The following is a 26,012-nucleotide window of genomic DNA, read 5'->3' as shown; positions in this document are numbered from 1 at the left end:
GGCGTATTCCGGATTTGCGGCGGAGCCGTGCGTGGTGCCGCGCCTGGAATTCCCGGCCGCATGGGCCGGGAATGGCCGCCCCCCCGTTCAATGCACACTCGGCGAGGGATCCGGAATCTTTTCGTGCTTCTGGCGTGCGATGCACCCCAACGATCGAAGGTATTTTCTCTCTTTCCTGGGAAGCGTTCGCCGACGCCTGTTGTCCACCATCGTTGAAGTTGCACGAACGGGCAGGTCAATAGCCATTTCTCCCGAGTGATCGGTGTGGACCGGGGTGAGTCTGTACGGAATCTGTACGGACCTGTACGGAGCCCCGAAAATCCTGTACGGGAATGGAGAGAACGAGGCGGGATCGCGTATATGCGTGTGGCCGACTCTGTGAGGGCGGGGACTTGAGAAGACCCGCCCGAACCGAGGAGGAATTATGCGCGAAGACGCGGGAAGCAAGACCAGCGCTCCGCACCCACTCGAATTCCTTGAGGAACTCGAGAAGCAGGCGTCGATGGAGCAGGAGGAACTGCTGCGCGGCAGCGCCACCCCGTGGGCGCGACTCCTCGTGGAATACGCCGACGCACTGAACGAGCTCGTCGCGCAGGGGTACCGGTTCGACATGCCGCTTCAGGAGACGCAGTCCTTCGACGAAGGCCACGCAGGCGGCTGCGGTTGAGCCCGGACCCGGACGTGCGTGGGGCCGGCCGCGGCGTTGGCGGCCGGCCCCACGGGAGCGGTGGGCGTCAGACGACGGCGAGGACGGCCTCGCTCTGCTGCCGGGCGAAGATGCGGACGAGGGAGGGGAAGCGGTAGCGCGGCCGGCCGCCGCCGTCCATGCCGTCCCCGTCCAGCAGCCGGGCATCGACCAGTTGCTCCAGCAGGTCCTCGGCGTCGCCGGTCCCGGTCCCGAGTACGGCCGCCGCGTCGGGGGCGGTCAACAGCGGCGGACCGGCCGCGGCCAGGACGACGAAGGCGCTGCCGAGAGCGGGAGGCAGCTCGCGCAGTGCGCGGCTCAGCCGCGACCCGACGTCGAGGCTGCCGAGACGCAGTTCGTCCAGCCGGCGTTCCTCGGACCCCAGTCGGGCGGCGAGACGGGTGGCGGACCACCCCGGACGTGCGGCGAGCCGGGCGGCGGCGATCCGCAGCGCGAGCGGCAGCCGGTCGCAGAACTCCGCGATGCGCACGACGGCTTCGGCGTCCTCCCCGATCCGTGCCGGCCCCGCGACCGTGGCGAGCAGTCGCACGGCGTCCCCCGGATCGAGCGGGTCAAGGCGCAGCAGGCGGGTGCCCTCGAGCGAGGCCAGCGGGGCGCGCACACCCGTCACGATGGTGCGGCTCGCCCCGCCGCCGGGGAGCAGAGGGCGCACCTGGGCGTCGTCGGCCGCGTTGTCGAGGACGATCAGAGTCCGCCGCCCGCTCATCATCGTCCGGTAGAGCTGAACGCGTTCGTCGGTGCCCACGGGCAGCTTCTCGGGCGGCACGCCCAGGGCGCGCAGGAACCAGCCGAGAACCTCGCCGGGCTCACGCGCGCCGCCCTCGGTGCGCAGATCGGCGTAGAGCTGGCCCTGGGGGAATGCGTCGCGCGTCCGTTCGGCGGCGTGCAGCGCCAGTGCCGACTTCCCGATTCCCGGCGCACCGGTGACCACCACGTCCTGGTTCCCCCGCAGGGCGTCGAGCAGCTCCCGCACTGCCTCGGCACGCCCGACGAAGTCGTACGGGGCAGCGGGCAGCAGCGCCGGCACCAGGCCGGGCCGACCGTCGTCGAACAGCGCGGCGAGCGACGGGTGCGGCGCGGCCTCCGCCGACTGCGGGTTCAGGGCCCCGCTCGGGCAGGGCGGTTCAGCCGGGCCCGGGACCGAGGCCGACGCCGCGGCGGGCGCGGGACCGGGCTCGGGTTGCGGACCGGCATCGGCCCCCGGCGCGGACACCCCAGTGAGCCGGCCCCGGAGAATTTCCTCGTGCAGCGCGCGCAGCGCGGGGCCCGGGTCGATGCCCAACTCCTCGGCGAGGAACCGTCGCCCCTGTGCGTACACCGCGAGCGCGTCGGCCTGCCGGCCGCAATGGTACAGCGCGGTCATCAGCAGGCCTCTCAGCCCCTCACGCCCCGGGTGCAAGGCCACCTGGCGGGTCAGCCCGGGGACCGTCTCGGTGTGGCGACCCAAGGCGAGCGCGGCCTCGGCACGCCGCTCCACGGCGGACAGCCGGGCCTCCTCCAGTCGAGGCCCCTCGGCCTCGGCGAGCTGCGCGGTGACACCCGTGAGGGCGGGGCCCGTCCACAGCGCGAGGGCCGCCGCCAGTCGACGCTCGGCGTGGGCGTACCGGCCGGCCCGCAGGTCGGCACCGCCCGCCTCCGCCAGTCCCCTGAAGACCTCCCAGTCGAACTCGGCGTCGCCGACGTCCATCCGGTAGCCGGCTCCCGTACGCTCCAGGCTGACCCCGGGACCGAGGCGGGTGCGCAGCCTCGACGCGTACGTGTACAGCTGGTTGGTGCTGGTGGCCGGCGGGTCCCAGCCCCACAGCAGCGTGGTGAGCCGCTCGTCCGTCATGAGCCCTCCGCGGGCCAGCAGCAGGGCGGCGAGCATGGTGCGCTGTTTGCTGCCGTCGAGCGCGATCGCCCGTCCGTCCCACTGGGCCGACACGGATCCCAGAACCCTGAAGTCCATGGCTCCCTCCCCCTGCGAACAGCTCGCTCCGATCACTGCGATACCTGCCGCAAAAGCTACTGAGCTGGCCTTTTTCACTGGTTTCAGAGCACTTTCGCCCCTACGAAAGCGAGACGAAACCGCCGGGAAAAGCCATCCTCGTAACCTTCTGGGTATGCCGCGGGGCACACCGACCCACAGCGGTTCCGTACCGGGAAGCAACCTCCAGGGGGAGTGTCATGCAACGCTTCATCGCCACCTCTGCCACAGCCGTCGCCACGCTGGGGACCGTTCTGCTGCTTCTGACGGCCGGCGCCGGTGCCGCTCAGGCCGCGGACACCACGACGACCCGCACGGTCGCGGGAGCGACGAGCGACGACCCGTGGACCTGACCGGCACACGGCCGTCAGGGCAGCACCAGCTCGTAGAGGTCCGCCGACTCGATCCGGTCCTCCTGCTCGACCAGTGTCAGTAGCCGAGCGGTCCGGTCCCGCCAGACCTGAGTGCCGACCTCGGCGAAGAGATCGCCCGCCGTCTTGAAGCAGGAGGCGGCAGCGGCCCGGTCCCCGAGCAGCGCACGCACACAACCGAGCGTGATTTCGGCTCGCGCCTCCAGAAAGCGGTCCGGGACCATGCCCGCCGTCACCAACGCCTGTTCGAGCACCGCCTCGGCCTTCTCGATCTTGCCCTGACGCCACAGCGCCTCGCCCAGCGCGCGCAGGGTGTGTGCCTCACCACGACGGTCACCGCTGTCGCGCACCAGCTCCAGCGCCCGGTGGCAGGCTTCCTCCGCGCGTACGCCGTCGCCCTGGTGAATCAGGGCCTCTGCGAGACGGACCGTACTCTGCGCCTCACCGCGCACGGTCCCGAGCCCGCGGCTTCTGGCGACCGCCTCCGCGGACAGCACCAGACTGGCCTGCGGAAACCCCCGCTCCAGTTCGATCTGGGACAGCAGGCCCAGCACATGGGCCTCCGCGTAGCGATCTCCGACCGCGCGGAACAGCTCCAGCGAACGGTGCCCCAGATCCCGAGCCGTGTCCAGGTCACCGCGGTGGCGTTCGCACAGCGCCAGGTTGCGAAGCACGAGGGCCCGTCCCTTCTCTCCCTCCTCCTCGCCCACCTCTTCGAACAGCCGCAGGGCCGGCTCCAGGTGGCCGAAGGCGGCCTCGTAGGCCCAGGACACGATCTCGAGCGTGCCGAGCGAGTGCAGCATCACGGCCTCGCCGAGCCGGTCACCGACCCGCCGCGCGGCGGACAGCGCCAGCTCGCTGCAGAAGCGCCAGTCCTCGAGGTAGTTACGGTTCTGGAAGAGGGTGACGCTCGTGATCGCCAGATCCCAGGCGTACGCGGCCTCGCCCTCGGCGGCGGTCTGTTCCACCAGGCTGGTGACCGAGGCACGCTCGCTCTCGAACCACTCCATCGGGTCCTCCAGCAGGCTCTGCGTCAGATGACCGGGCAGCGGGTGGGGGTGGGCCGGACCGTGGGTGATCGTGTAATCACCGCCGTACACCCTGCGATGAGCCTCCGAGGCAAGTGCGAGCCACGCCCCGGCGGCCCGCCGCAGCGCCGCCCGCCGGTCGTCCTCCGAGTCCTCCGCGAGCGCCTGCTCCCGGGCGAACAGCCGGGGAAGGTCCTGGAAGCGGTAGCGCACATCGCCACTGGCGGACGAGAGCGGCACCAACATCTGCGCGTCGACGAGTTCCTCGATGAGGTCCTCCGCGTCGAGCGGGTCGATGTCGAGGAGCGCAGCCCCGGCCCAGGAGGCGAAGTCGGGCACGTTCAGGGAGCCGAGCAGCCGGAACATGCGCGCGGTGGCCGCCGGCAGGTCACGGTAGCTCAGCCGTAGGCCGGCCCGGACCCCCCGCTCGTCAGGGCTGAGCTCGTCGAGCCTGCGGTGCTGGTCCTCCAGGCGCGAGACCAGGGTCCGGACCGACCAGTGGGGCTTGGCGGCGAGCCGGGCTGCGGCGATGCGCAGTGCGAGCGGCAGCCGGTCGCACAGGGCGCTCAGCCGGGCGGCGGCCACCGGATCGGCGCTCAGCCTGCCGTCCGCGGCGACCTTGGTGAGCAGCGCGATCGACTCGTCCTGTCCCAGCGGGTCGAGGTGCAGTGGTACGAAGGCGTAGTCACCGGCGAGCGCGCCACCCATGGGGTCACGGCTGGTGACCAGGACGCAGCACCGGCCGGAGCCGGGCAGCAGGGGGCGAATCTGCCCGAACGAACGGGCGTTGTCTAGGACGATCAAGACGCGCTGGCCGTCGAGGACGCTGCGGAAGAGCGCGGTCCGTTCATTGGGGTCGCTGGGGACCTCCGGGCCGGGTACCCCGAGGGCACGCAGGAAGCGGTCGAGTACCGCACTGGGGTGGCGCGGCGCCTCCTCGTCGTAACCGCGCATGTCGGCGAAGAGTTGGCCGTCGGGGAAACGGCCGGCGACCTGGTGCGCCCAGCGGACGGCGAGGGCGGTCTTGCCGACGCCACCGATCCCGGTGATCGAACCGACCGGTAGCCCAGGCCCGTCCAGGTGGTCCAGCAACCGGTCCAGGGTGGCGAGTTCGCCGTTGCGTCCGGTGAACGAGGCCACGCTGGAGGGCAGATGAGCGGGTACGGTCGGTGAGGGGGCGGGCGCCACCGTGTCGGTGGCGGGCGTGAGCCGCGGGGAGTCGGCGAGGATCTCCTCGTGCAGGTGCTGGAGGGCGGGCCCGGGATCGATGCCCAGTTCGTCGGCGAGCCGGCGGCGGCCCTCGCGGTAGGTCTCCAGGGCGGCGGCACGGTGTCCAGACCGGTACTGGGCGAGCATCAGATGGGCCGTGGCCTGCTCCCGCAGCGGGTGTTCCCGCACGAAAGCGGCCAGTTCGCCGATCACCTCACGATGCTGGCCGAGTTCCAGACGCAGGCCCATGTACTCCTCGTACACGTCGAGCCGCATCGCGGTCAGCCGGGCCGCCTCGGTTTCGACGCGCTCGGCCGCGATGCCGTCGAGGGCGGGGCCACGCCACATGGCGAAAGCCTCGTCGAAGCGGGTACAGGCTTCCTCCGGCCGTCCGCTGCGCGCGGCTTCGCGGCCCAAGGCCGCTCGCTTTTCGAACTCCATGGCGTCGATGCGGTGTTCCCCGGTGAACAGCATGTAACCGGGGTGGCTGGTGACGAGCAGGTCGTCGGCCCCGGCCGTCGCCTTGAACGTCTTGCGCAGGGCCGAGACACAGATCGCGATCTGGTTGCGGGCGGTCTGCGGCGGAGCGCCGTGCCAGACGGCGTCGGCGAGTGTGTCGACCGAGACGACCCGGTCTGGAGCGAGCAGCAGCATCGACATGATGGTGCGCTGACGGGCGCCGGTGAGAACGATCGGCTGCCCGCCGACACTGATGTCCAACGGCCCCAGGATCCGGAACATCACCTGAAGCACGAGCTGCCTCCCGATATCGCGGCTGACTTCTGCGTGCCCCGTTGACGCCGCCTCTGTACTGGCTAACAGGGTGGTTGAGGGATCGAAAACGAGGTTGGCAGCTAGCTGCCAACCGAGCGCCCGGCCGCCATCCAGGAGACCGGCGAGAAGCGCTCGGGCCGGTTCCAGTCCGCCGTCCTCGCGGCTCGGTCCGAGTCGCCGGCGGCATCGGTCCCGCCCTCGGCGTTATCGGCCGCGGCGGTGAGCAGCGCGGTGACGGCGGCGAGTTCCTCGGCCGAGGGGGCGCCGCTGATGACCTTGAACAGGCTGGGGCCGAGCGGTCCGTCGAACGCTGAAGCCGGCATGGCGGTCTCCTCTACATCGGGGGGTTGCCGTGCTTGCGGGAAGGAAGGGAGGCATGTTTGCCGCGGAGCATGGACAGGGCACGGATCAGCGCGGAGCGGGTGTCGGCAGGGTCGATCACATCGTCGACCAGGCCGCGCTCGACCGCGTAGTAGGGGTGCATCAGCTCGGACTTGTAGTCCTTGACCAGTTGCGCCCGCACCGCCTCAGGGTCGTCGGCCGCCTGGATCTGCCGTCGGAAGACCACGTTGGCGGCGCCCTCGGCGCCCATCACGGCGATCTCGTTGGTCGGCCAGGCCAGCGATACGTCCGTTCCGATGGAGCGGGAGTCCATCACGATGTACGCGCCGCCGTACGCCTTGCGCAGGATCACCTGCACCCGGGGGACGGTGGCGTTGCAGTACGCGTACAGGAGCTTCGCGCCGTGGCGGATGATGCCGCCGTGCTCCTGGTCGACCCCGGGCAGGAAGCCGGGCACGTCGACCAGGGTGACCAGTGGAATGTTGAACGCGTCGCACATCTGGACGAAGCGCGCGGCCTTCTCCGAGGAGTGGATGTCGAGCACACCCGCGAAGGACCGCGGTTGGTTGGCCACGACACCGACTACCTGGCCGTCGAGCCGGGCGAGGGCCGTGATGACGCTGGTGGCCCAGGTCTCGTGCACCTCCATGTACTCGCCGTCGTCGACGAGTTCGGCGATCACCTCGTGCATGTCGTACGGGCGTCCGCCGTCCAGCGGCACCAGTTCCAGCAGCTGCTCGCACCGCCGGTCGGCGGGGTCCGCGGAGTGCGCGGCCGGCGGCATCTCGCGGTTGTTGGCCGGCAACATCGACAGCAGATAGCGGACCTCCGCGAGGCAGGTCTCCTCGTCGTCGTACACGAAGTGCGCGACGCCGGAGGTCCCGGCGTGGACGTCGGCCCCGCCGAGGCCGTTCTGGGTGATCTCCTCGCCGGTCACCGCCTTGACCACGTCGGGGCCGGTGATGAACATCTGCGAGGTCTCGCGGACCATGAAGACGAAGTCGGTGAGGGCGGGACTGTAGGCCGCGCCGCCCGCGCACGGGCCGAGCATCACGCTGATCTGCGGGATGACTCCCGATGCCTTGGTGTTGCGCTGGAAGATGCCGCCGTAGCCCGCGAGGGCCGAGACACCTTCCTGGATCCGGGCGCCGGCCCCGTCGTTGAGGGAGACCAGCGGGGCGCCCGCCGCGATGGCCATGTCCATGATTTTGTGGATCTTGGCGGCGTGGGCCTCGCCCAGCGCGCCGCCGAAGATCCGGAAGTCATGGGCGAAGACGAAAACCGTACGGCCCTCCACCGTGCCCCAGCCGGTCACCACACCGTCGGTGTATGGTCTCTTCGCCTCCAGGCCGAAACCGGTGGCCCGGTGTCTGCGCAGCTGCTCGATCTCGGTGAAGGACCCTTCGTCGAAGAGGAGCGAGAGGCGTTCGCGTGCGGTCAGTTTCCCCTTGGCGTGCTGGGCCTCGGTGGCCCGGGGGACGCCTTCGAGGACCTCGGCGCGAATCAGCGCCAGCTCGCCCACCCGGTCGCGCATGGTCATGGAGAACCCCTCATCCAATCCGGCTGGTTCGCAGGGCGACGAAGTCGACCAGCGCGTACAGAGCGCGGCGTGCGGGCACCGACGGCAGGCCGCCGACCGCGGCGACGGCGGCGGTCAGCCGCTGGTGCAGGGCCGTCTCGGCGCGCCGTGTGGCAGGGGCCGTGCGCAGCAGCTCCAGGGCCCGCTGCCGGGTCGCCCCGGTCATCGCGCCGGTCGTGAGCAGACGGCGAAGTTCCGCGCCGCGCGCGGTGGTGTCGGTCCGGGCGAGGAGCGCGGGCAGACCGGGAGACGGTGCGAACGGGTCCCTTGCGGACGCGTCACCGGTGTCTGCGGCCGGTGCGGTCGCGACGAGCAGGTCGTCGGCGATGTGAAGGGCAGCACCGAGGTGTTCGCCGTAGCCGATCAGGTCCTGCACCCATCGGTCGGGAGTGGCGGCCTGCAACGCTCCGACGCCCAGGGAGAGCGAGAGCACCGCGGCGGTGGCGCCCGCGGTGACCTCGAAGTAGTGCGCGACGGGGTCCTCCCCGGGCGCGGGCCCGGCGAGTTGGCGCAGCTGTCCCCCCACGAGCCGTCCCGCGGTTTGCGCGTTGAGCCGCAGGGCGTGCGGGCCGAGGCCCGCGGCGAGCTGGGCGGAGCGGGCCAGCAGCCAGTCGGTGCCGGGCGCCGTGCTGGGGTGCGCGCCGGCGACCGACGAGATGTGCAGCAGTTCCACCATGACGGCCGCCTGGATCACGCCGTCCCCCCACGACTTGCCGAACTCGGCGCCGAACAGCACGAGGAGGGGACGCAGACGTCCGTCGTCGGCCCTGGCGAGACGGTCGGACAGTGCGGCGAAGCCGGGCTCCGGAGCGTTGCGCAGACAGTCCCGAAGCCGGTCCTCCACCACGTCCAGCGCCTCGGACATACGTGACTCGAACTCGGGTGACGTCAGGCCGAGCACTCCCAGAAGGCCCGGCCATTGATGCGTCGCCTCCGTCGCCCCGGGCGCGCGCATGTGAATGAGACCCACGGGGGAAACTCCTTTGCCTTGCCGATGGCCTAACACTGGCAGCACGCTCGATTCCCTCCCATAGAGGTGACATGAAGGTGCCACCATTACCGCCCCCAACTTGCCCGGAGGGAAAAGCGATTACGATCCCGAATCGAAGAACTTGGGGCGAAGGACAAGGAATTGAATATGCGATACGTGCGCTGTGCCGCTGCCGTGCTTACCGCCGTCGGTCTTGTTACCGTCCTCGGTAGTACCGCGACCGCCGCGCCGGCGGCCGGCCAGGACACCGCGCAGTCCTGTGGCCCGGTCAAGCTGTCCGGGGCGCTCCCGGCGCCACCGGCCGGCATGTCCGTGCAGCAGACGGTCACCATCGGCGAGGACTGCCGGCCGGAACTGGGACCCGTGCGCTACGAACCGACCTCCACCGCGGCCTCGTCCCCGGCGCGGGCCAGCGCAGCGGCCGCCTCGGTGACGCGTCAGCTCCGCAGCTGGAACGAGATGTACGACTGCTGCAACATCCGGATGACCGGGCTGTACTCGACGGCCACCTGGACCGTCGCCGACGGCAGGATCAGCTCGGCGACCACCACCGCGACGCAGGAGTGGAACCGTGAACCGTGGGACGCCGGCTGGTCGCTGAAGGCCGCCACCGACAAGAAGGACTGCGCCACCGACTGTCCCGTCGTCAACCACGAGGCCGACGCGGACTTCACGTACAAGGGCGTCTTCGACATCACCGGCGAGTGGTATGCGAACACGCACCACTCGTCCGTGGGACTCAACCCCGACGCGACCGCGGTCTGCACCTTCGACGTCGAGCTCAGGAACACCTTCATCGGCTGGAACTGGCAGCGCGGTTGCGAGTGACCGAGCCACAGGCGGCCGAGAGGGTCAGTGCCAGACAACACGCACGGACGGGTCGAGGATCCAGCCCGCCACCTCGTCCATGCCGGTGACCCGCGTGCCCGCGCGCAGCGGGGCCTTGTCCAGGCCCCGCTGCGCGAGCGAGAAACGGTCGGCGGCCAGCGTCCCGCCCGCCTCCTGGAAGCGGTCGAGAGCGGCGTCGCTGCCCGGAACGGCTAGGACCACGCCCTCGTCGACCAGGAAGAACACCACCGATCTGCCCGTGGTCACGTGTGTGACCGCGTCCTGTCGGAAGCCGTCGCGTCCCCCTTCGTGTCCCCGGCTCTCGACGAGCAGAAGCCACGGGCCGCTTCCAAGGAACGGCTCCCGTTCCCTCGTCACGTCGCCACGGCCTTGCCTCCGGTGAGGGGCACGCCCAGCGCCAGGTCGACGAAGTCGCCGATCTCCGCTGCGAACCGGTCCGCTGCCTCGGTCAGCGGGAAGTGCCCGCAGCCGGGCAGCAGCCGGGAGACGGCGTCCGGCAGCGCGGCTGCGAGCACCAGGTTGTCGGCGGGCCGTGCGACGGGGTCGTCCGCACCGCCGATCACCAGGGCCGGCGCGGTGATCCAGCCGGTCCGCAGCACGGGCGTGCGCAGGTAGAGCTCGGCGAACCCGAGCCAGCCGTACGGGCCCACCTGGTCTCTGACCCGCCGGGCCAGGGCCTGCTCGGCCGCGGTGCTGAGCCGTCCACCCGCGTGGATGCCGACGGCGTCCCCGGTGAGCCGCTCGAAGTCGTGGAGATAGAAGCCGAGGGCGTCCCAGTCGAACTCCGCGGCACGACGCCGGTAGAACGGTGAGAACAGCGCCAAGGCGCGGATGCCGAGCCGGCGCAGTGCGTCGACGCCGCCGCGGTTCCCCTGGTGGAGCAGGTCGAGGAGAACGAGTGGGGCGGCGGAGTGGGCGACCACGACCTTCGCGCGGCCCGGCACCGCCTCAAGTGCCCTGGCCAGCCGGCCCTTGAGGTTGGGCAGCTCGGTCCAGCCGGTGATGACCTCGGCCCGCCCGGGAAGCCGGGCGGTCCGGACCTCGTACCGGTCCGGGAGCAGGGCGAGAGTGCGCTCCCGGACGCGCTCGTCGGTGGCCAGGCCGTGCAGCAGCACCCTTGGGCCTGGGCCCTCGGTGCGCCGGCGGTCCGGCACGGGCTGTGCCGGCGCCTGAGCGTTCACGGGTGCTCGGTTCCTTCCACGATGGCGACGGCGTTGATGCCGCCGAGTCCGAAGGCGTTGAGCTGGGCCACGCTCAGCCGCTGCCCGTCGGCCGGCCGGCCGGTGACGAATCGGAACGGCGACGAGGCGGCCTCGTCGGCCCGGACCCCGGGGGCGGCCGACGGCGGCACCCGTCCCTGGTTCAGGGCGCGTATCCCCACGATCAGGCTGAGCAGCCCGGAGACTCCGGAATGCTGTCCGTTCATGGACCGCACCGCGGTCATCAGCGGGCCCGACGAGGCCTCACCGAGCACCGCGGCCAGCGCGGCGGCCTCCGCCTCGTCGTCGCCGAGGGCCCCGCCGCCGTGCAGCATCACCAGGTCGACGTCGGACGCCTTGACACCGGCGAGCTGGTGGGCCGAGCGCATGACGTCGGCGATTCCGTCCGGTGAAGGGGCGGTGTACCCGGGGCCGCCGTGAGTGACGGCCACGCCCCGCAGGTGGCCGATGACCCGCTTCGACCGGCAGTCGGCCCGGCGCAGAACGATCGCGGCCGCGCTGTCCCCGCCGGACGGGAGGGGCCGCTCGGCCAGTACGTCGACACCGGCGACGATCACCGTGTCCAGTGCGTCCTCGCCCTCCTGCCCCAGCAGGTCGGAGGCGAGTGCCAGCGCGTACAGCGACGCCGAGCAGGCATGGGAGAAGGTGTGGGTGACCTCGACGTTGAAACGCTCGCGCAGCGCGGATCCGAACCCGAGGCCGGAGTCGGCGAACGGGGATCCGTCCCGCCACCACAGTTCCAGGGGCCGCAGGTCGCGCATTCCGGTGCCGACCAGCACCGGAATGCCGCTCAGGTCCTCCCCCAGACCGGCGTCCGCCGCGGCCTGGCCAACCGCGTCGAGGAGCAGCCGGGCGGCACGGCCGGGGACGTCCGTGCCCGGCACCGGCCGGTCGTGCGCCTGGCCGGCCCGCGGGGCTGAACAGGAGGACCGTTCCGCCCCTCGCCACTCCGGCCGCTGGGCGCGACCCGTGCAGAGGCTCTCGAACAGTTCGTCGACGCCGGCTCCGGTGGCCGCCACGGCGCCCATCCCGACGATCGGGCGGCTCGCAGGCTCGGCTCGCACAGCAGTGGACACGCCGTTGCTCCTTTGCGGCTCAGGCCTCCAAGGCCCGTTGGACGGCTTCAGGACTTCATGCTGTCGCGGGGACCTACCGGGCACGCGCCCGCGAAACCGAGGCGGTTTCCACCAGAAGGTCCCCGAGTTCGCCCGCGGCGTCGACCATCGCGCCGAGCAGCAGGCGGCTCGGCGCGGCGGGCATGCGGGGGTAGTGGCCGGTGAGGGACAGCGCGGCCACCACCCGCTTGCCCATGGCGCGAACCGGCACCGCGATGGAGACGGCCTGGGGCACCATCACGTCCGGGCCGTACGCCCAGCCACGGTGCCGCACCAGGGAGAGCTGCATGGCGGTGAAGCGGGCGTTGCGGAGCCCCTCGTAGAGTTCCTCGGGTTCCTCCCAGGCGAGCAGGGCCTGCGCGACCGGGCCCGCCTTGGCCGAACGTGCCGTTCCGACCGGCAGGCCCTCGCCCTCCCGCCTTTCGGCGGCCTCGGCGGAGGTGCCTACGCAGATCTGCACGGCGCCGCGACGGCGGAAGAGCCGAGCGTCGAGCCCGGTCAGTGCGTGCAGGTCCGTGAGTATCGGCGGTGCCGCTTTGATCAGTTGGTCGCTCTGTACCTCGACGGCCATGCTCCCGAGCCGCGGCCCGAGGACGAAACGGCCCCTGACGTCCCGGGTGAATAGACCGAGGCTCTCCATCCCGCGTGCGATCCGGTGCACGGTCGGACGCGGGAATCCGCTGCGGGCGACCAACTCGGACAGGGACATCGGGCCCTTCTCCACCAGGTCGAGCAGGACCGATGCCTTGTCGAGCACCCCGATCCCGCTGATCGTCCCCGGCCGTTGTGCCACGACGCTCATCGTTCGCTCACCGGTCGGGCGAGGACGGTTTCGGGACCCTCCGGGGAGACGACCTCCACCTCCGGGTCGATGCGCCGGATCATCCCGGTCAGGGTTCGCCCTGGGCCCAGTTCGACGAGCCGGCGGCAGCCGAGCGGGCCGGTGAGGGCCCGTACGCTCTGCTCCCACAGCACCGGGGAGGTGAGCTGCCGGACGCAGAGATCCGCCCAGTCGCCGTCGCCCGCGTACGCCACGGCGTCGACGTTGGCCACCACCGGCAGATGCGTGGGGGCGAAGGGCGTGTCGCGCAGCGCGCCGCCGAGCTTCTCGGCGGCGGGGGCCATGTACGGGCTGTGGAAGGCTCCGCCCACCCGGAGACTGATCGTCTTGCCGCCGATCGAGGGGGCACGCGACCCGACCTCCGCGATCGCCTCCGGGGAGCCGGAGATCACGGTCTGGCCGGGGGCGTTGACGTTGGCGATCCACACGTCACCGCCCTCCGCACGGATTTCGCCCACCAGCGTCGCCACATCGGGGTAGGGCGCCGCAACCACGGCGCCCATCGTGCCCTCGCGGACCAACGCCGCCTCGCGCATGGCGCGTCCTCTGGTGGCCACCAGGGCCGCGGCCTGGCCGACGGTGAGGGCACCGGCCGCGACGAGAGCCGTGTACTCACCGAGGCTGTGTCCCGCGCAGGCGACGACGGGCCCGCCGAGTGCGCCACCGCGCACGGCCTCGGCGTGTGCAACCAACGCAACGGTGAACACGGCGAGTTGGGCGAGGTCGGTGCGTCTAAGGTGTTCGTCGGGAGTGTGCAGGAGCAGTTCGGGCAGGTCTTCGCCGGTGACGGCGGAGACTTCCGCGGTGAGTTCCCAGGACGGGGTGTCACGCCAGGGCTCGCCCATTCCCTGCTTCTGTGTTCCCTGTCCGGGGAACACCAGGCCGACCGGTACCTGATTCATGAACCCGCCTTCCGCACAACGCTCATCGGGGGCACGCAGGGCCGGTCACCCGGCTCGGGTGACCGGCCTCGTGCGCCGACGGCTCAACGGGGGGGGATCAGCCGCCGGGGAAGGGGGCCGCCGTCCGGGCGGCTCCCGTTCCTGCCACCTCATCCAACTGGGCCCCGTGATCGGGCGGCAACAGACCTTTCAGGAAATTGCCACCGGGCCCCCGCGCTCCGTGCCGGGCCCCGCCGCAGGTGGCAGCAATCCCAGCTCCGCGGCGCGCACCCCGGCCTGGAAACGGGAGTTGGCACCGAGCAGGCTCATGATCTCCGCGACATGACGGCGGTAGGTGCGCACGGAGATGGCCAGGTCACGGGCCGCCACCTCGTCCGTGACACCGGCCTGGAGCGCACCGAGGATCTGCCGGGCGAGCGAGGCCCGGTAGCGGTCCCCGAACATCGTGCGCTCCCCCGCGGGCACCGCACGGACCCACACGTTCTCGAAGAGGGTCTGCAGGGTGTTCAGGACCTCCGGCACGCGGATCAACGACGCCCGGCGGCCGACCGCCGAATCCGCCACCACCAGCGCGGTACTGCCGTCCACGATCATCGCTTGCAGTGGGGGGACCCTGGCGATCCGGACGGACACCGGGCGTTCCTTGCCGAGCTGTTCGCGCACGTAGTCCTCGTCGAGCAGGGCCGGGCTGGTCAGCAACCGCACGCCCACCTGCTCACGCGCTCCGTAGATCAGATCCCGCTCGGAGCGTTCGGACCGCTCGTCGGAACCGAGCCGGCGTGCGTGCACGATGTCGATGCTGCGGGAGGCGCTCAGAATGAGCCGTTGCGCCTCGTCGAGTACGAAGTTGTAGTCGTTGTCGAGGTTGGTGATCAGGCTCTGCTGGAGATTGCGGTTCCTGTGCAGGGCGACCGTCGACTCGATCAGCGTCCGGATCTGGAGCAGGGAGTGCTCCAGCTCGTCGTCTCCCCCGTTGGACACGTCGTCTTCCCCCACCTTGGCTTCTGGCGTTCGGGCCCCCGCCGGGTGAACACTCGCGTCCGGGGTGGCTCTGCTCGTACGGCTCTGCTGCTCGGCACCGCGCGCTACTCCGACAACAGTCCGAACTCCACGGCGCGGACTCCGGCCTGGAAGCGAGAGCTCGCCTCGAGTTCACGCATGATCTCCGCGACGTAACGCCGATAGGTGCGCAAGGACACCTTGAGTTCACGCGCCGCCGTCTCGTCGGTGTCGCCCGCACGCAGCCGCTCCAGGATGTTCCTGGCGAGCTCGGTGCGGAGCCGAGGGCTCAACTGCAGGTGATCGGTGAGCTTGCGGCCGCGGGACCATGCGCCGGCGAAGAGCAGTTCGAGGGCGCGTACCGCGGCGGCGTCGTTCACGATGGCGGCCTGGCCGCCGACTCCCTCGGCCCCGCGCACGAGTGCCGCAACGCCGTCGACCACCAAGGTCTCACGCAGTGCGCTCTCCGACACCCGCGCCTCGAGCCGGCTGTCGACCAGTCGGGAGAGGGCCGAGTCCGTCGACTCCGCGGTGCACAGGACGCGTATGGCCGCCCGCTCCGGGATGCCGGCCAGCGACCGCAGAACGGCGTCGGCGAACTCGCCGGTCTCGGTCAGCGCGACGCACACCGTGTGGCGGGCCCGGCCGATGAGCGACTCGAGGGCGTCACCGATCGGCACACCGCCCGTGCGCGCCACCGGAGTCGGTAACACCAGGCGTTGTCGGTGCAGCAGGACAGTTGAATCGATCAAGGCGCTGGCCTGCAGCAGCGCCTGTTCCAGACCGGCGGAATGATCGGCTTTCGCTGAATCATCCACCCTGTCCCCTTTTTTGGTTAATGCGTCCGGCATAAGGCTCCCCCTCCAACTCGCCGATCCCCGCTTCCGCACGGCTTCGCCGATCGCGGGCATCACCTGCTCACCCGAAAAATTCGCCAACCGCAACAGTTCATGAGTGAACTAACTTCCGGCCACACGGAGCGGACCGGATTCTTCCCGACGATAATTCGAACAACTGGAATCAGTCTACGGGGCGTCTCGAACTGACATCACTTCGGAGACCCTGACAGCAAACTGCACAGAAACCCCGGAAGCGGAGGCTCGCATTTCCTTTTTTGTATAATACTGTGAAGTAATACACACTGAGCGTGGCGCCACTGTCCGCTAGCGGCCATCCGTCCCGTAGCGTGAGCAGGTTCCCGCCTAGGTTCATGACGTGACCACGCCTCGCACACACACCCCACTGAGCGCATTCACACCTCTCGTCTCGACGGACCTCCACGGAAGCCCGGCCGGTATCGGAGAATTTCGGACTAACTGCGCAATGCCCCCAGGTCGGCTGTGCGAGAGCCGAATGGAACGCCCACTTCGAATCAGCCACCCGTGATCGAAATATTCCGCTTCTCGGAGGCGGAAATGCACAGGCGCAGAACCCGCGCAGGGTGACCGATCGATTTTCTCGCGGCTCCCCTGCATCTTCCTGGGAGTCGTTGTCGCCGAAACGCGGCCTCCCCCTCGCGGCACGTCCAGTTCCCACCACCTCGACGCACAGGGCCTCCGTGCCCGACACGTCATCAGGCAATGGAGACAAACGTGAACACCACACCTCGGCAGAGCATCACGGATCTTCTTGTGCACGCCGCACGCCACCACTCCGACTCAGGCATCCGCTACTGCCTCGGTGGCGTGGAAGCCGCCTTCCAGGATCAGAGCCACCCGGAGCTCCTCGACGACGCCCTGCGGGTGCTCGGCGGACTGCGCGCCCAGGGTCTGCGCCCCCAGGACAAGGTCGTCCTGATCCTGGAGCGGCCCCGGGAGTTCCTCACCGCGTTCTGGGCCGCGGTGCTCGGCGGCTTCGTCCCGTGCCCCATGGCGCCGGTACGTGGCGACTCCGAGCGGTGGGCCGCCCAGCTGGCCCACGTCGACGCACTGCTCGACCGGCCCCTGGTCATCACCAGCGCATCCCTGGGCGCCGAACTGCCCCCGGTGGACGGACTCTCGGTCGGCATCCTCGACCGGCTGTACACCGCGGAGCCGGCCGAGCCGCACAGCGCCGCCCCCGAGGACACCGCACTGCTCGTGCTGACCTCCGGCTCGACCGGCAACTCCAAGGCCGTCATGCTCACTCACGCCAATCTGCTGGCGTCCATGGCGGCGAAGAACGGCCACCACCGGCTCACCGCCGCGGACACGAGCCTGAACTGGATCTCCTTCGACCACGTGGCCGCTCTCCTCGAATGCCATCTGCTGCCGCTCTCCACCGGCAGCCGCCAACTGCACGTGGAGCCCTCGGTGGTCCTCGCGGAACCCCTGGAGTTCCTGCGACTCATCTCTCGGCATGACGTGACCATGACCTTTACGCCCAACTTCCTGCTGGGGCAGCTCAATTCCGCCGCGGAGCGGCTGCGCGACAGCGGAGAACGGCTCGACCTGACCCGGCTGCGGCACATCGTCAGCGGCGGCGAGGCCGTGGTACGCACCACCGGCGAGGCCTTCCTCGACCACTTCGCGCCGTACGGAATGGCCCCCGACGCTTTGTGGCCGGCCTTCGGCATGACCGAGACCTGCGCCGGCAGCGTCTACTCCCGCAAGACCTTCCCCGAGGTGGACCTGGACAGCGAGTTCGCCTCCCTCGGCACCCCGGTGCACGGTCTGCGCATGCGGATCGCCGACGCCGACGACCGTGAGCTGCCCGAGGGCGAGGTCGGCGAACTCCAGCTCGCCGGCCCCATGGTCACCCGCGGCTACTACAACAACCCGCGGGCCACCGCGGAGGCGTTCACCGCCGACGGCTGGTTCCGTAGCGGCGACCTCGGCCGGATCGATGCCGGACGCCTCTGCCTGGTCGGCCGCAGCAAGGACAGCGTCATCGTCAATGGCGTCAACTACTTCAGCCACGAGATCGAGACCTCCCTCGAACAATTGTCCGGTGTGGCCGGCTCCTACGTGGCGGCGTTCCCGACCCGCGCGCCGGGCGCCGACACCGAGCAACTGGTGATCGCCTTCCACCCGGATGTCACCGAGGGCGACGAGGCGGCGCTGTACCAAGTGCTCACCGCCGTACGCAGCAGCGTCGTGATGCACTGGGGCTTCAGGCCCTCCGTCCTCCTGCCGCTGCCCAAGGACGCCTTCCCCAAGACCAGCCTCGGCAAGATCCAGCGCTCCCTGATGCGCCGCCGCCTGGAGGCCGGCGACTACGACAGCCACCAGCGCGCCGTAGCCGACCTCACCTGGCGCATGCTGGGCGGCTACACCGCGCCCGCGAGCGACACCGAGCGGGCCCTGTGCGAGATCTACGCCGAGATCCTCGACGTCGATCCCGACTCGGTCAGCGCGGGCGCCAACTTCTTCGACCTCGGCGGCACCTCGCTCGACATCCTCCGCCTGCGCAGCAGGATCGCCCAACGCCTCGGCGTCACCGGCCTGGAGATCATCACCGTGCTGCGGGCCCCCACTGTCCGGGCGCTCGCCGCACGGCTCACCGAGCAGGCGACCTCCGGCACACCCGCCTACGACCCGATCGTGCCGATGCAGACCAGCGGCACCAAGACCCCTCTGTTCTGCGTCCACCCCGGGGTCGGCGAGGTCCTGGTCTTCGTCAACCTGGCCAAGTACTTCGTCGGCGACCGGCCCTTCTACGCCCTGCGCGCCCGCGGCTTCGACAAGGACGAGAAGCCCTTCGCCACCTTCGAGCAGATGATCGACTGCTATGTGGACGCCATCCGCGCACGGCAGCCGCACGGTCCGTACGCGATCGCCGGCTACTCCTACGGCGGCGTGGTCGCCTTCGAGATCGCCAAGGTCCTGCGTGACCAGGGCGAGCGCGTCGACTTCGTCGGCAGTTTCAACCTGCCGCCGCACATCAAGTACCGAATGGACGAACTCGACTTCACCGAGACCGCGGTCAACCTGGCCTTCTTCCTGTCCCTGATCGACAAGAAGCAGGCCCGGGAACTGCCCGGCCGACTCCGCGGTCTGCCCGTGGAGGAGCAGGTCATACGCCTCATGGATCTCGCCCCGCCCGACCGGCTGGCCGAACTCGATCTGGACAGCCAGAAGTTCGGTGACTGGGCGGAGCTCGCCAACGCCCTCACCGACCTGGGCCGCTCCTACCGGCCGACCGGCGCGGTGCCGTCCATGAGCGTCTTCTACGCGATCCCCCTGCGCGGCACCAAGCAGGACTGGCTCGACAACGAGCTGCGCCGCTGGGACGAGCACACCACCGGGCCCAACCGCTACATCGAGGTCCCCGGCGAGCACTACACGCTGATGAGCCCACAGCACGTGGCGTCCTTCCAGGCGATCCTGCGCCGGGAACTGGACCGGGCCCTCGCCGACGCCGACGCCCACGTCGCCATCACCACCGAGACGGAGCAATCATGCTGAAGGGACAGAGGATCCTGGTCACCGGCGGCACCGGACAGGTCGCCCGGCCGGTGGCGGAAGCACTCGCCGAGCACAACGACGTCTGGTGCCTGGGCAGGTTCGGCACCCCGGGCGTGGAACGGGAACTCAGCGAGAAGTCCATCACCACCTGGCACTGGGACATGGACGATCCCTCGCCGGACACGCTCAAGGGCCTGCCCGAGGACTTCACCCACGTCATCCACTCCGCCGTGCGCCGGGGCGACGACGGAGACTTCAACGCGACGGCCGAGGTCAACGCGGTGGCGACCGGCCGTCTCATGGCTCACTGCCGAACCGCCGAGGCGTTCCTGTACGTCTCCACCGGCGCCCTGTACGCGCGGCAGACCCTCGACCACGCCTACACCGAGGACGACCCGGTCGACGGAGTCGCCGACTGGCTGCCCGCCTATCCCGTCGGAAAGATCGCCACCGAGGGCGCCGTACGCGCCTTCAGCCAGGTTCTGGGCCTGCCCACGACGATCGCCCGGCTCAACATCGCCTACGGCCCCGGCGGTTACGGCGGAGTGCCGATGCTCTACTTCAAGCGGATGCTCGCGGGTGAGGCGATCCCCGTGCCGGTGACCGGGCAGAACTGGTGCTCCCTGCTGCACACCGACGACCTCGTGGCCCAGGTCCCCCACCTGTGGCGGGCCGCTGCGACCCCGGCGACGCTGGTCAACTGGGGTGGCGACGAACCGGTCGGGATCACCGAGTGCGTCGAGTACATGTCCGAACTGACGGGCGTCGAAGCCCGGTTGACGCCCAGCGAGGTCACCCGGGAGACCTACCGGTTCGACCCGACACGACGCCGCTCGCTGACCGGCCCCTGCACGGTCTCCTGGCGGGACGGCATCCGCCGCACCCTCGAAGCCCACTTCCCGCAGCACGTTCGCCGGCCGGCCCACCACTGAGGAGACTCCGATGCCCACATCCGAAGACCTCTTGCAGGCACGCCCCGCCCCGGTCCAGGAGCCGGTGCCTTCCGCCGACACCGCGCCCGACGCGCCCACCTCACCCAACCTCGAACTGATCCGTGCCGCCTACCAGGCCTTCCACCGCCGTGACGCGGAGGCCCTCCTCGACGTCCTGGCACCCGACGTGCGCTGGGTCCACCCCGACGGCATGTCCGCATACGACCTGGGCGGAACCAAGCACGGCCACGCCGGCGTCAGGAGCTTCCTGTCCCAGGTGCCCACCGTGCTCGGTGGAATGCGGCTCGAACCCCAGGAGTTCGTGGAGGCCGGCGATCGCGTCGTGGTGTTCGGCGTCCGCAACGTGACATCCGTGCGCGGCCGCACCGAACGGTTGAAGTTCGTCCACTCGTGGACGCTGCGCGACGGAAAGGCCACCGTCATGGAGGACATCTTCGACACCGTTCTCTTCCACCAGCTCATCGAGAGCTGACCGGCCGCCGATAACCGGCATCGTGTCACCGCGCCCTGAGCGAGTCCCCCGACTGTCTGCGGACCTCCGAGAGGATCACCGCGACGGCGGGGCTCGACAGGGCGCCCCGGCGCACGACGAGCGACACGTGGCGGACCAGCGCGGGGCCGTCGAGGGCGACCCTGCGGACCGGGAAGCCGGGCCTGTCGGGCGCCAGATCCGGCACCAGGGAGACCCCCCAGCCGAGGGAGACCAGGCCGAGGGTGGCCTGCAGGTCGGAGGTGCGGGCCACGACGTCGGGGACGAAGCCCGCCCCGGCGCAGGCGTGCAGGGTGAGTCTGCCGAGCCCGGAGTCCGAGTCGAGGACCCAGGAGCGGTCGGCGTAGTCGGTGAGCCTGTCCGGGGGCGTGCCGTGGCCCCGGTCGCCGCCGGGCCCCTGCTCCGGGGCGATGGCCAGGCGGATCCGGTCGGCGGCTACAAGCTCCTCGTACAGCCCCGGCGTCAGCGGCTCGGGGACGCCGTCGTAGCGCACCGCGAGGGCCAGGTCGACCTGTCCGAGCCGGACCGCCTCCCGGCAACTGCCCGCGGCCATGCCCTCCAGAGTGATCCGGAGGTCGGGATGCGCCTGGCGGACCCGGGTCAGCGCCGGCACGAGAAGTGCGGGGCCCTCATGGAACGGCATGCCCACCCGCAGCTCTCCGCAGACCCGGCCGGTCGCGGCCAGCAGGTCGGACTCCGCCGTCTCCAGACCGACGAGGATGTGCTCGGTGTGCTCGACGAGGAGCCGCCCGGCCGCCGTCAGGCCGGCTCGCTTGTGGCGCCGGTCCAGCAACTGCGCGCCGGTCTCCGCCTCCAGGGCGGACAGCTGCTGCGACACCGCCGAGCGCGTGTAGTTGAGGGCCTCGGCCGCCGCGGCTATCGAACCGCGCGCCTGCACCTCCCGCAGCAGGACCAGTTTCCTTATGTCGAGCACCATTCGTACCGTCTATTCCCCTAACGCCGACCGTCGCCGACTTTTACGCGAAGTAAGGAGACTGCAAGGCGAGTTGACCGATTGAATAACGAGTTGGCAGGGATCACAGAGATCGCAGAGAGGTCGTCCGGCATGCCTATTTTGCTCCATCTCGACTGTAGTGCCCGGCCGGAGTCCGTTTCCCGGCAGATCTCCGCGGAGTTCGCCGCGGCCTGGCGCTCGGCCCACCCGGACGGCAGAGTCGTCCACCGTGACCTGGCGGCCACGCCCGCCCGCCATGTCGACGCGGCCCATATCGAGGTGGTCACCCGGCTCGAGACGGCGGGGACGGCCGACCTGGGCGAGGCGCGCCGGGCGGCACTGAACCCTGAGGAGCGCGCGAGCTGGCGGTACAGCTGGGAGCTGATCGACGAACTCCTCGCCTGTGACGTTCTGCTGATCGGTCTGCCGATGTACAACTTCTCCGTCCCCTCCACTTTCAAGGCATGGTTCGACCGGGTCGCCATTCCGCCGCTGATCGTGGACTCGCGGACCGGCAAGGGCCCGCTGTCCGGGCTGCGGACCGTGGTGGCGACGGCGCGCGGCGGCAGTTACGGACCTGGCTCGCCGCGCCACGGGGACGATTTCCAGGAGCCCTATCTGCGGGCCGCGTTCGGCATGGTGGGTCTCGCCGACGATCTGCTGTTCCTGCATGCCGAGATGACGAAGTCCGGCTACGTTCCCCAGCTGGCCTCGTACCGGAGGACCGCCATCGACTCACTCCGGCAGGCGGTGGAACGCGCCCGGGAGATCGCGCGCGGCTGACCCGCGGCGCCGTCGGCCGTTGCTCGGTCTATGCCGTGCGGGTGGCCACGAAGTCGCAGAGCGCGTCGAGGGCCCGCCGCGCTGGTTCTGACGGCAGCGCGGCCAGTGCCGAACGTGCCCTGGCGAGCCGCTCGTCCATGAGCGTTCGGGCCCGGTCCATGGCGTCGGACCGCTGGAGCAGCGCGAGCGCCCTGAGGTGCCGCTCACCCCGCAGCCCTCCGGGATCGGACAACAGGGCGCGCAGTTCACCGTTCTCGGGCCGCACGTCGTCGAGCACCAGCAGAACGGGCAGGCCGGCCACTCCGACCGCGAGGTCCTTGCCCTGCTCCTTTCCGAGGTCGGCGGACGGCGAGGTGATGTCGATCAGGTCATCGGATATCTGGAAGGCCACCCCGAGGTGCTCGCCGTACTCTGCGAGCACCTCACCCACGTGGGCGGGCGCGCCCGCCTGGACCGCGCCGAGCCGCAGCGAGAGGGAGATCAGCGAGGCCGACTTGTCGGAGATCACGCCGAAGTAGTGGGACAGGCGCTCCTCGGGGAGGTCCGGGCCGACCAGTTCCCGCAGCTGTCCCCGGACGAGGCGTTCCGAGGCCTCGGCCTGGAGCGGGGTCGCCTCTGACGTCAGTCCGGCCGACAGCTGGGCGGCCTTGGCGAGCAGCCAGTTGCCCGACCTGACGGCGACGGTGTTGCCCCAGCGAGCGTTGACGCTTGAGACGCCGTGGCGGACGAGGCCCTCGTCCATGACGTCGTCGTGATGGAGCGAGGCCGTGTGGACGAGTTCGGAAACCACGGCCGCCTCGATGACGCCGGCGGCCCGCGGATCGCCGAACTCGGCGCCGAGCAGGGTGAGCAGCGGACGCAGTCGCTTGCCGCCGGCGGCGATCAGATGGCCGACGATGTCGGCCAGGCGTGGGTCGTCCGCCTCACGCGCGCACTCCTTGAGCCGTTCCTCCACCTGTTCCAGGCTTCTGAGTACGCGGCGCTCCAGGGCCTTCTCCCGCATGGTGAGCCGGGTGATGAGCAACCGCCCTCGCCCCCTCGCAGTCAGCGCGGACATGTGCGTCCCTTCCGAGTGATGAACCTTGGCCGATGGATTCCCACACGGAGCGTAGAAACGTTCCGGCGCGCCGCGGCAGGCATTCCGAGGAGCCTGTCCGTCATCGGACACCCAGGGAGAGGAACCGGACAGCAGTTCCGAAAAGCCCTCGTGTTACTGGCAGCAACCTGCCGTATGTGTGCTTCCGGACGACATTCACGCCGCGGCCGTCGTATCGACCCGCTGGAACCTCCCATCGAAGAACAGGAGGCCGGAGCGGCCCCGACCGCTGCTGGACGACACCACTTTCCCCAGGAATATGGAATGGTCGCCCGATGCGTGGACCTCGGTGAGCTCGCACTCCAGCCAGGCCAACGCACCGCGCAGCAGGGGTGCCTGCGTGAGGGGTCCCGGCGTCCAGTCGATCGCCCTGAACTGTTCGACGCCCAAGGGCCGTTTGCGGTCGGCGAAATGACGCGCCAGCTCTTCCTGCTGCGCGCCCAGCACCGACACCCCGAAGCAGCGCTGTGCGGTGACGGCGCCGTGCATCACCGCACTGCGCGAGACACAGCACAGCACGGTGGGCGGATCGAGCGAGACGGAACTGAAGGCGTTCGCCGTCATCCCGTGGATGTTCTCGCCGCCCACGCTCAGGACGATGACGCCAGTGGCAAAGCGGGCCATGGCCTCACGCAGCGAGGCCGGCGTCATCGGGGCGCGGTCGACGGTTTCCTCGACCTGTACAGAACTCATACCGGACAGCTCAGCTCTCTGTCTGGGCGCGCCAGGCGCCGTGGAGGGCGGCGAGGTGGTCAAAGGCGTCGATGACCTGCTCGGTCGCCACGCCGAAGTCGACGAGGCAGGCGACCTCGTCCACGCCCGCGTCCTTCAGCACCTTGAGGATCGCCAGGCACTCGTCGACCGTGCCGAACATCCCGCTCGTCTCGAAGTACCGGTCGAACGCCTGCGCCACCAGGAACCGCCGGTCCTCGGGGCCCATGCTCTTCAGTTCCCGGGCAACCGCCTCTGCCTCGGCGCCCGCCGCCTCCGCGGCCTTCACCAGCAGGTCGAACGAGCTGGCCAGGTAGCGCGAGAAGGGCTCGCGCACGGTCTCCCTGACCACTTCCCTGTCGGTCCCGACGAAGGTGTGCAGCATCAGGGCGACATGGCCCTGCTCCGCCGTGTCCGGATGGTGCTCACGGTAGGAACGGCGGTACTCCCCGATGCGCTGCGCGAGAACGGTGACGTCCTGGCCCAGCATGTGGGTGAGCATCCCCATCCCGTGCTCACCGGCCAGCTTGAACGTCTCCGGGGTGCCGCCGCTCGTCAGCCACATCGGCAGCTCGCGCTGGACCGGCGGGGGAAACATGGACAGCTCGATGGACTCGCCCGCGCCGTCGACCAGGGTCATCGGCTCCCGGTTCCACAGGCGGCGGATGGCGGCCACGGTGTCCATCAGCCCGCTCTTGCGCGTCGCGTAGTTCTCCGGGCGCAGCGCGAAGTCGGCGGCGTGCCAGCCCGAGGCGAACGCGACTCCGGCCCTTCCGTTCGACAGGTTGTCGACGACCGACCACTCCTCGGCGATGCGCATCGGATGGTGCAGGGGCGCCACCACACTGCCCGCGCGCACCGCGACCCGTTCGGTCACCGCGGCGACCGCCGCGCTGGTAAGGGCCGGGTTGGGGTAGTTGCCGCCGAAGGGATGGAAGTGCCGCTCCGGAGTCCACACGGCGGTGAAGCCCTGGGCGTCGGCGAACCGGGCGCCCTCCAGCAGCAGGCGGTAGCGGTCCTGTTCCTCCGTGTCGTTGTTGGCGAAGTAGAAGAGGCTGAAGTCCATCGTGGTCTCCGAGTCCGAGTCTGTGTCCGGGATCTGGGGCGTGGGGCCCCGCGGTTCAGGGAACGCGTGCTCTCGCCCCGGGGACGGCCCCCCGGCGCACCGCGTACGCGTAGGTGACCGCGGCGAGCATCGGTCCCCAGGCGACCAGCGGCAGATAGGCGGCGGCGAACACGGCGGCCCGCCAGTCGAGGGTGCCGACGTAGTGAAGAAGCGTGGCACGCCAGCCGTCTCCGGCGAGGGACCGGATGACGACGGACGGCCAGAGGTAGGTGAGGGCCAGGGCACCGAGTGTCGCCGGAACGATCGCCGCCATCGGCGGCACGGGCCTGCCGCGCACGAACGGCACCCAGCGCGGCCACACCTCGCCCCAGGTGGCCACCATGCCGACCGCGAGAAAGGCGAGGCCCTCGGTGACGAGCGACAGCACCACCACGTAGAACTCGGCGGGCAGCCAGGCCGGCAAGTCACCCTCCCCGGAGTCCACGCCCCGGGTGAGCGGGAGCCCGAACGTCACCTCGGCGATCCGCCACAGACCGGAAGGCAGCACCGTGAGCGGAATCAGCAGGGCCACTTGCCGCGCCCAGGCGGGCACCCCCTCGGCGATCGTCCCGTGCGCGCCGTACCACAGGCCCCGCAGCGAGTGGCGGCGACCGCCCGCGCGGGACGCGGACGGCCGCATGT

Annotated in this window: 24 protein-coding genes; 7 read left to right on the top strand and 17 right to left on the bottom strand. The window is 70.4% G+C overall.

Going from position 1 to position 26,012, the window contains the following annotated elements; translation table 11 throughout:
• Positions 1–424: 424 nt before the first annotated feature.
• The gene (locus tag IE242_RS25635; protein ID WP_189863186.1) at positions 425–667 is read left to right on the top strand and encodes a DUF6269 family protein; all 243 of its coding nucleotides are present in this window, start codon (positions 425–427) and stop codon (positions 665–667) included.
• Between the two features lie 67 nt (positions 668–734).
• Here the strand turns inward: IE242_RS25635 and IE242_RS25630 are convergent, their stop codons facing one another.
• On the bottom strand, positions 735–2,654 hold the full coding sequence (locus tag IE242_RS25630) for an AfsR/SARP family transcriptional regulator (protein WP_189863184.1): 1,920 nt from the start codon (positions 2,652–2,654) through the stop codon (positions 735–737).
• Between the two features lie 218 nt (positions 2,655–2,872).
• On the opposite strand from IE242_RS25630, the gene IE242_RS25625 reads away from it, so the two are divergent.
• The gene (locus IE242_RS25625) at positions 2,873–3,025 is read left to right on the top strand and encodes a hypothetical protein (RefSeq protein WP_189863182.1); all 153 of its coding nucleotides are present in this window, start codon (positions 2,873–2,875) and stop codon (positions 3,023–3,025) included.
• A gap of 14 nt (positions 3,026–3,039) precedes the next feature.
• Here IE242_RS25625 and IE242_RS25620 read toward each other — a convergent pair whose 3' ends face one another.
• From IE242_RS25620 to IE242_RS25605, 4 genes are all read right to left on the bottom strand, one after another.
• Positions 3,040–6,000, bottom strand: a complete 2,961-nt coding sequence (locus IE242_RS25620) for an AfsR/SARP family transcriptional regulator (protein ID WP_229859444.1) — start codon at positions 5,998–6,000, stop codon at positions 3,040–3,042.
• 134 nt (positions 6,001–6,134) lie between these two features.
• Complete coding sequence (locus IE242_RS25615) at positions 6,135–6,377, bottom strand: acyl-CoA carboxylase epsilon subunit (RefSeq protein ID WP_189863180.1); 243 nt, start codon at positions 6,375–6,377, stop codon at positions 6,135–6,137.
• Positions 6,378–6,388: 11 nt separating this feature from the next.
• Complete coding sequence (locus IE242_RS25610) at positions 6,389–7,936, bottom strand: acyl-CoA carboxylase subunit beta (protein WP_189863178.1); 1,548 nt, start codon at positions 7,934–7,936, stop codon at positions 6,389–6,391.
• 10 nt (positions 7,937–7,946) lie between these two features.
• A complete protein-coding gene (locus IE242_RS25605; RefSeq protein ID WP_189863175.1) occupies positions 7,947–8,945 on the bottom strand; it encodes a polyprenyl synthetase family protein in 999 nt (332 codons plus the stop codon).
• Positions 8,946–9,272: 327 nt separating this feature from the next.
• Between IE242_RS25605 and IE242_RS25600 the strand changes: the two genes are divergently transcribed.
• On the top strand, positions 9,273–9,794 hold the full coding sequence (locus IE242_RS25600; protein ID WP_229859443.1) for a hypothetical protein: 522 nt from the start codon (positions 9,273–9,275) through the stop codon (positions 9,792–9,794).
• 24 nt (positions 9,795–9,818) lie between these two features.
• Here the strand turns inward: IE242_RS25600 and IE242_RS25595 are convergent, their stop codons facing one another.
• The 7 genes from IE242_RS25595 to IE242_RS25565 form a co-directional block, all read right to left on the bottom strand.
• Complete coding sequence (locus tag IE242_RS25595; RefSeq protein WP_189863171.1) at positions 9,819–10,061, bottom strand: hypothetical protein; 243 nt, start codon at positions 10,059–10,061, stop codon at positions 9,819–9,821.
• A gap of 107 nt (positions 10,062–10,168) precedes the next feature.
• A complete protein-coding gene (locus IE242_RS25590; protein WP_189863169.1) occupies positions 10,169–10,996 on the bottom strand; it encodes an alpha/beta fold hydrolase in 828 nt (275 codons plus the stop codon).
• Positions 10,993–12,111 carry a beta-ketoacyl synthase N-terminal-like domain-containing protein gene (locus tag IE242_RS25585; RefSeq protein ID WP_308436787.1) on the bottom strand — a complete coding sequence of 373 codons (1,119 nt, stop codon included), beginning with the start codon at positions 12,109–12,111 and terminating at the stop codon, positions 10,993–10,995. Before IE242_RS25585 ends, IE242_RS25590 begins: the two co-directional genes overlap by 4 nt.
• 73 nt (positions 12,112–12,184) lie before the next feature.
• Positions 12,185–12,943 (bottom strand): IclR family transcriptional regulator, encoded by a 759-nt coding sequence (locus tag IE242_RS25580; RefSeq protein WP_373299585.1) that lies wholly within the window; start codon positions 12,941–12,943, stop codon positions 12,185–12,187.
• A gap of 5 nt (positions 12,944–12,948) precedes the next feature.
• Entirely contained in the window at positions 12,949–13,893 is a 945-nt protein-coding gene (locus IE242_RS25575) for an ACP S-malonyltransferase (protein WP_189863165.1), read from the bottom strand.
• 189 nt (positions 13,894–14,082) lie between these two features.
• Positions 14,083–14,874 carry a LuxR family transcriptional regulator gene (locus IE242_RS25570; protein WP_189863163.1) on the bottom strand — a complete coding sequence of 264 codons (792 nt, stop codon included), beginning with the start codon at positions 14,872–14,874 and terminating at the stop codon, positions 14,083–14,085.
• Between the two features lie 104 nt (positions 14,875–14,978).
• On the bottom strand, positions 14,979–15,830 hold the full coding sequence (locus tag IE242_RS25565; RefSeq protein WP_229859442.1) for a helix-turn-helix domain-containing protein: 852 nt from the start codon (positions 15,828–15,830) through the stop codon (positions 14,979–14,981).
• A 654-nt stretch (positions 15,831–16,484) separates the two neighbouring features.
• Between IE242_RS25565 and IE242_RS25560 the strand changes: the two genes are divergently transcribed.
• Genes IE242_RS25560 through IE242_RS25550 form a run of 3 tightly spaced genes read left to right on the top strand, consistent with a single transcriptional unit; the run spans position 16,485 to position 20,702 of the window.
• Positions 16,485–19,277: an AMP-binding protein gene (locus IE242_RS25560; protein ID WP_229859441.1), complete on the top strand. Its 2,793-nt coding sequence runs from the start codon at positions 16,485–16,487 to the stop codon at positions 19,275–19,277.
• The gene (locus IE242_RS25555; protein WP_189863159.1) at positions 19,271–20,209 is read left to right on the top strand and encodes an NAD-dependent epimerase/dehydratase family protein; all 939 of its coding nucleotides are present in this window, start codon (positions 19,271–19,273) and stop codon (positions 20,207–20,209) included. The genes IE242_RS25560 and IE242_RS25555 overlap by 7 nt, the downstream gene beginning before the upstream one ends.
• Before the next feature lie 10 nt (positions 20,210–20,219).
• Positions 20,220–20,702 carry a nuclear transport factor 2 family protein gene (locus IE242_RS25550; RefSeq protein WP_189863157.1) on the top strand — a complete coding sequence of 161 codons (483 nt, stop codon included), beginning with the start codon at positions 20,220–20,222 and terminating at the stop codon, positions 20,700–20,702.
• Between the two features lie 25 nt (positions 20,703–20,727).
• Here the strand turns inward: IE242_RS25550 and IE242_RS25545 are convergent, their stop codons facing one another.
• Positions 20,728–21,657: a LysR family transcriptional regulator gene (locus IE242_RS25545; RefSeq protein WP_229859439.1), complete on the bottom strand. Its 930-nt coding sequence runs from the start codon at positions 21,655–21,657 to the stop codon at positions 20,728–20,730.
• A 129-nt stretch (positions 21,658–21,786) separates the two neighbouring features.
• Here IE242_RS25545 and IE242_RS25540 point away from each other — a divergent pair, with 129 nt between their 5' ends.
• A complete protein-coding gene (locus tag IE242_RS25540) occupies positions 21,787–22,458 on the top strand; it encodes an FMN-dependent NADH-azoreductase (RefSeq protein ID WP_189863155.1) in 672 nt (223 codons plus the stop codon).
• 28 nt (positions 22,459–22,486) lie between these two features.
• Here the strand turns inward: IE242_RS25540 and IE242_RS25535 are convergent, their stop codons facing one another.
• The 4 genes from IE242_RS25535 to IE242_RS25520 form a co-directional block, all read right to left on the bottom strand.
• The gene (locus tag IE242_RS25535) at positions 22,487–23,515 is read right to left on the bottom strand and encodes a polyprenyl synthetase family protein (protein WP_189863153.1); all 1,029 of its coding nucleotides are present in this window, start codon (positions 23,513–23,515) and stop codon (positions 22,487–22,489) included.
• Between the two features lie 195 nt (positions 23,516–23,710).
• Positions 23,711–24,247 carry a flavin reductase family protein gene (locus tag IE242_RS25530; RefSeq protein ID WP_189863151.1) on the bottom strand — a complete coding sequence of 179 codons (537 nt, stop codon included), beginning with the start codon at positions 24,245–24,247 and terminating at the stop codon, positions 23,711–23,713.
• Between the two features lie 10 nt (positions 24,248–24,257).
• The gene (locus IE242_RS25525) at positions 24,258–25,331 is read right to left on the bottom strand and encodes a MupA/Atu3671 family FMN-dependent luciferase-like monooxygenase (protein ID WP_189863149.1); all 1,074 of its coding nucleotides are present in this window, start codon (positions 25,329–25,331) and stop codon (positions 24,258–24,260) included.
• 55 nt (positions 25,332–25,386) lie between these two features.
• Positions 25,387–26,010 (bottom strand): hypothetical protein, encoded by a 624-nt coding sequence (locus IE242_RS25520; protein ID WP_229859437.1) that lies wholly within the window; start codon positions 26,008–26,010, stop codon positions 25,387–25,389.
• Positions 26,011–26,012: the final 2 nt, after the last annotated feature.

The organism is Streptomyces poonensis (assembly GCF_014650915.1).
GTDB lineage: Bacteria > Actinomycetota > Actinomycetes > Streptomycetales > Streptomycetaceae > Streptomyces > Streptomyces poonensis.
This window is presented reverse-complemented; position numbering and strand designations above follow the sequence as displayed.

Excerpts from the sequence above, each read along its gene's own strand:
- IE242_RS25600 (WP_229859443.1), top strand. The coding sequence starts at position 9,273 with ATGTCCGTGCAGCAGACGGTCACCATCGGCGAGGACTGCCGGCCGGAA.
- IE242_RS25610 (WP_189863178.1), bottom strand. The coding sequence starts at position 7,936 with ATGACCATGCGCGACCGGGTGGGCGAGCTGGCGCTGATTCGCGCCGAG.
- IE242_RS25545 (WP_229859439.1), bottom strand. The coding sequence starts at position 21,657 with ATGGTGCTCGACATAAGGAAACTGGTCCTGCTGCGGGAGGTGCAGGCG.
- IE242_RS25575 (WP_189863165.1), bottom strand. The coding sequence starts at position 13,893 with ATGAATCAGGTACCGGTCGGCCTGGTGTTCCCCGGACAGGGAACACAG.
- IE242_RS25550 (WP_189863157.1), top strand. The coding sequence starts at position 20,220 with ATGCCCACATCCGAAGACCTCTTGCAGGCACGCCCCGCCCCGGTCCAG.
- IE242_RS25530 (WP_189863151.1), bottom strand. The coding sequence starts at position 24,247 with ATGAGTTCTGTACAGGTCGAGGAAACCGTCGACCGCGCCCCGATGACG.
- IE242_RS25540 (WP_189863155.1), top strand. The coding sequence starts at position 21,787 with ATGCCTATTTTGCTCCATCTCGACTGTAGTGCCCGGCCGGAGTCCGTT.
- IE242_RS25520 (WP_229859437.1), bottom strand. The coding sequence starts at position 26,010 with ATGCGGCCGTCCGCGTCCCGCGCGGGCGGTCGCCGCCACTCGCTGCGG.
- IE242_RS25625 (WP_189863182.1), top strand. The coding sequence starts at position 2,873 with ATGCAACGCTTCATCGCCACCTCTGCCACAGCCGTCGCCACGCTGGGG.
- IE242_RS25615 (WP_189863180.1), bottom strand. The coding sequence starts at position 6,377 with ATGCCGGCTTCAGCGTTCGACGGACCGCTCGGCCCCAGCCTGTTCAAG.
- IE242_RS25555 (WP_189863159.1), top strand. The coding sequence starts at position 19,271 with ATGCTGAAGGGACAGAGGATCCTGGTCACCGGCGGCACCGGACAGGTC.
- IE242_RS25535 (WP_189863153.1), bottom strand. The coding sequence starts at position 23,515 with ATGTCCGCGCTGACTGCGAGGGGGCGAGGGCGGTTGCTCATCACCCGG.
- IE242_RS25630 (WP_189863184.1), bottom strand. The coding sequence starts at position 2,654 with ATGGACTTCAGGGTTCTGGGATCCGTGTCGGCCCAGTGGGACGGACGG.
- IE242_RS25635 (WP_189863186.1), top strand. The coding sequence starts at position 425 with ATGCGCGAAGACGCGGGAAGCAAGACCAGCGCTCCGCACCCACTCGAA.
- IE242_RS25525 (WP_189863149.1), bottom strand. The coding sequence starts at position 25,331 with ATGGACTTCAGCCTCTTCTACTTCGCCAACAACGACACGGAGGAACAG.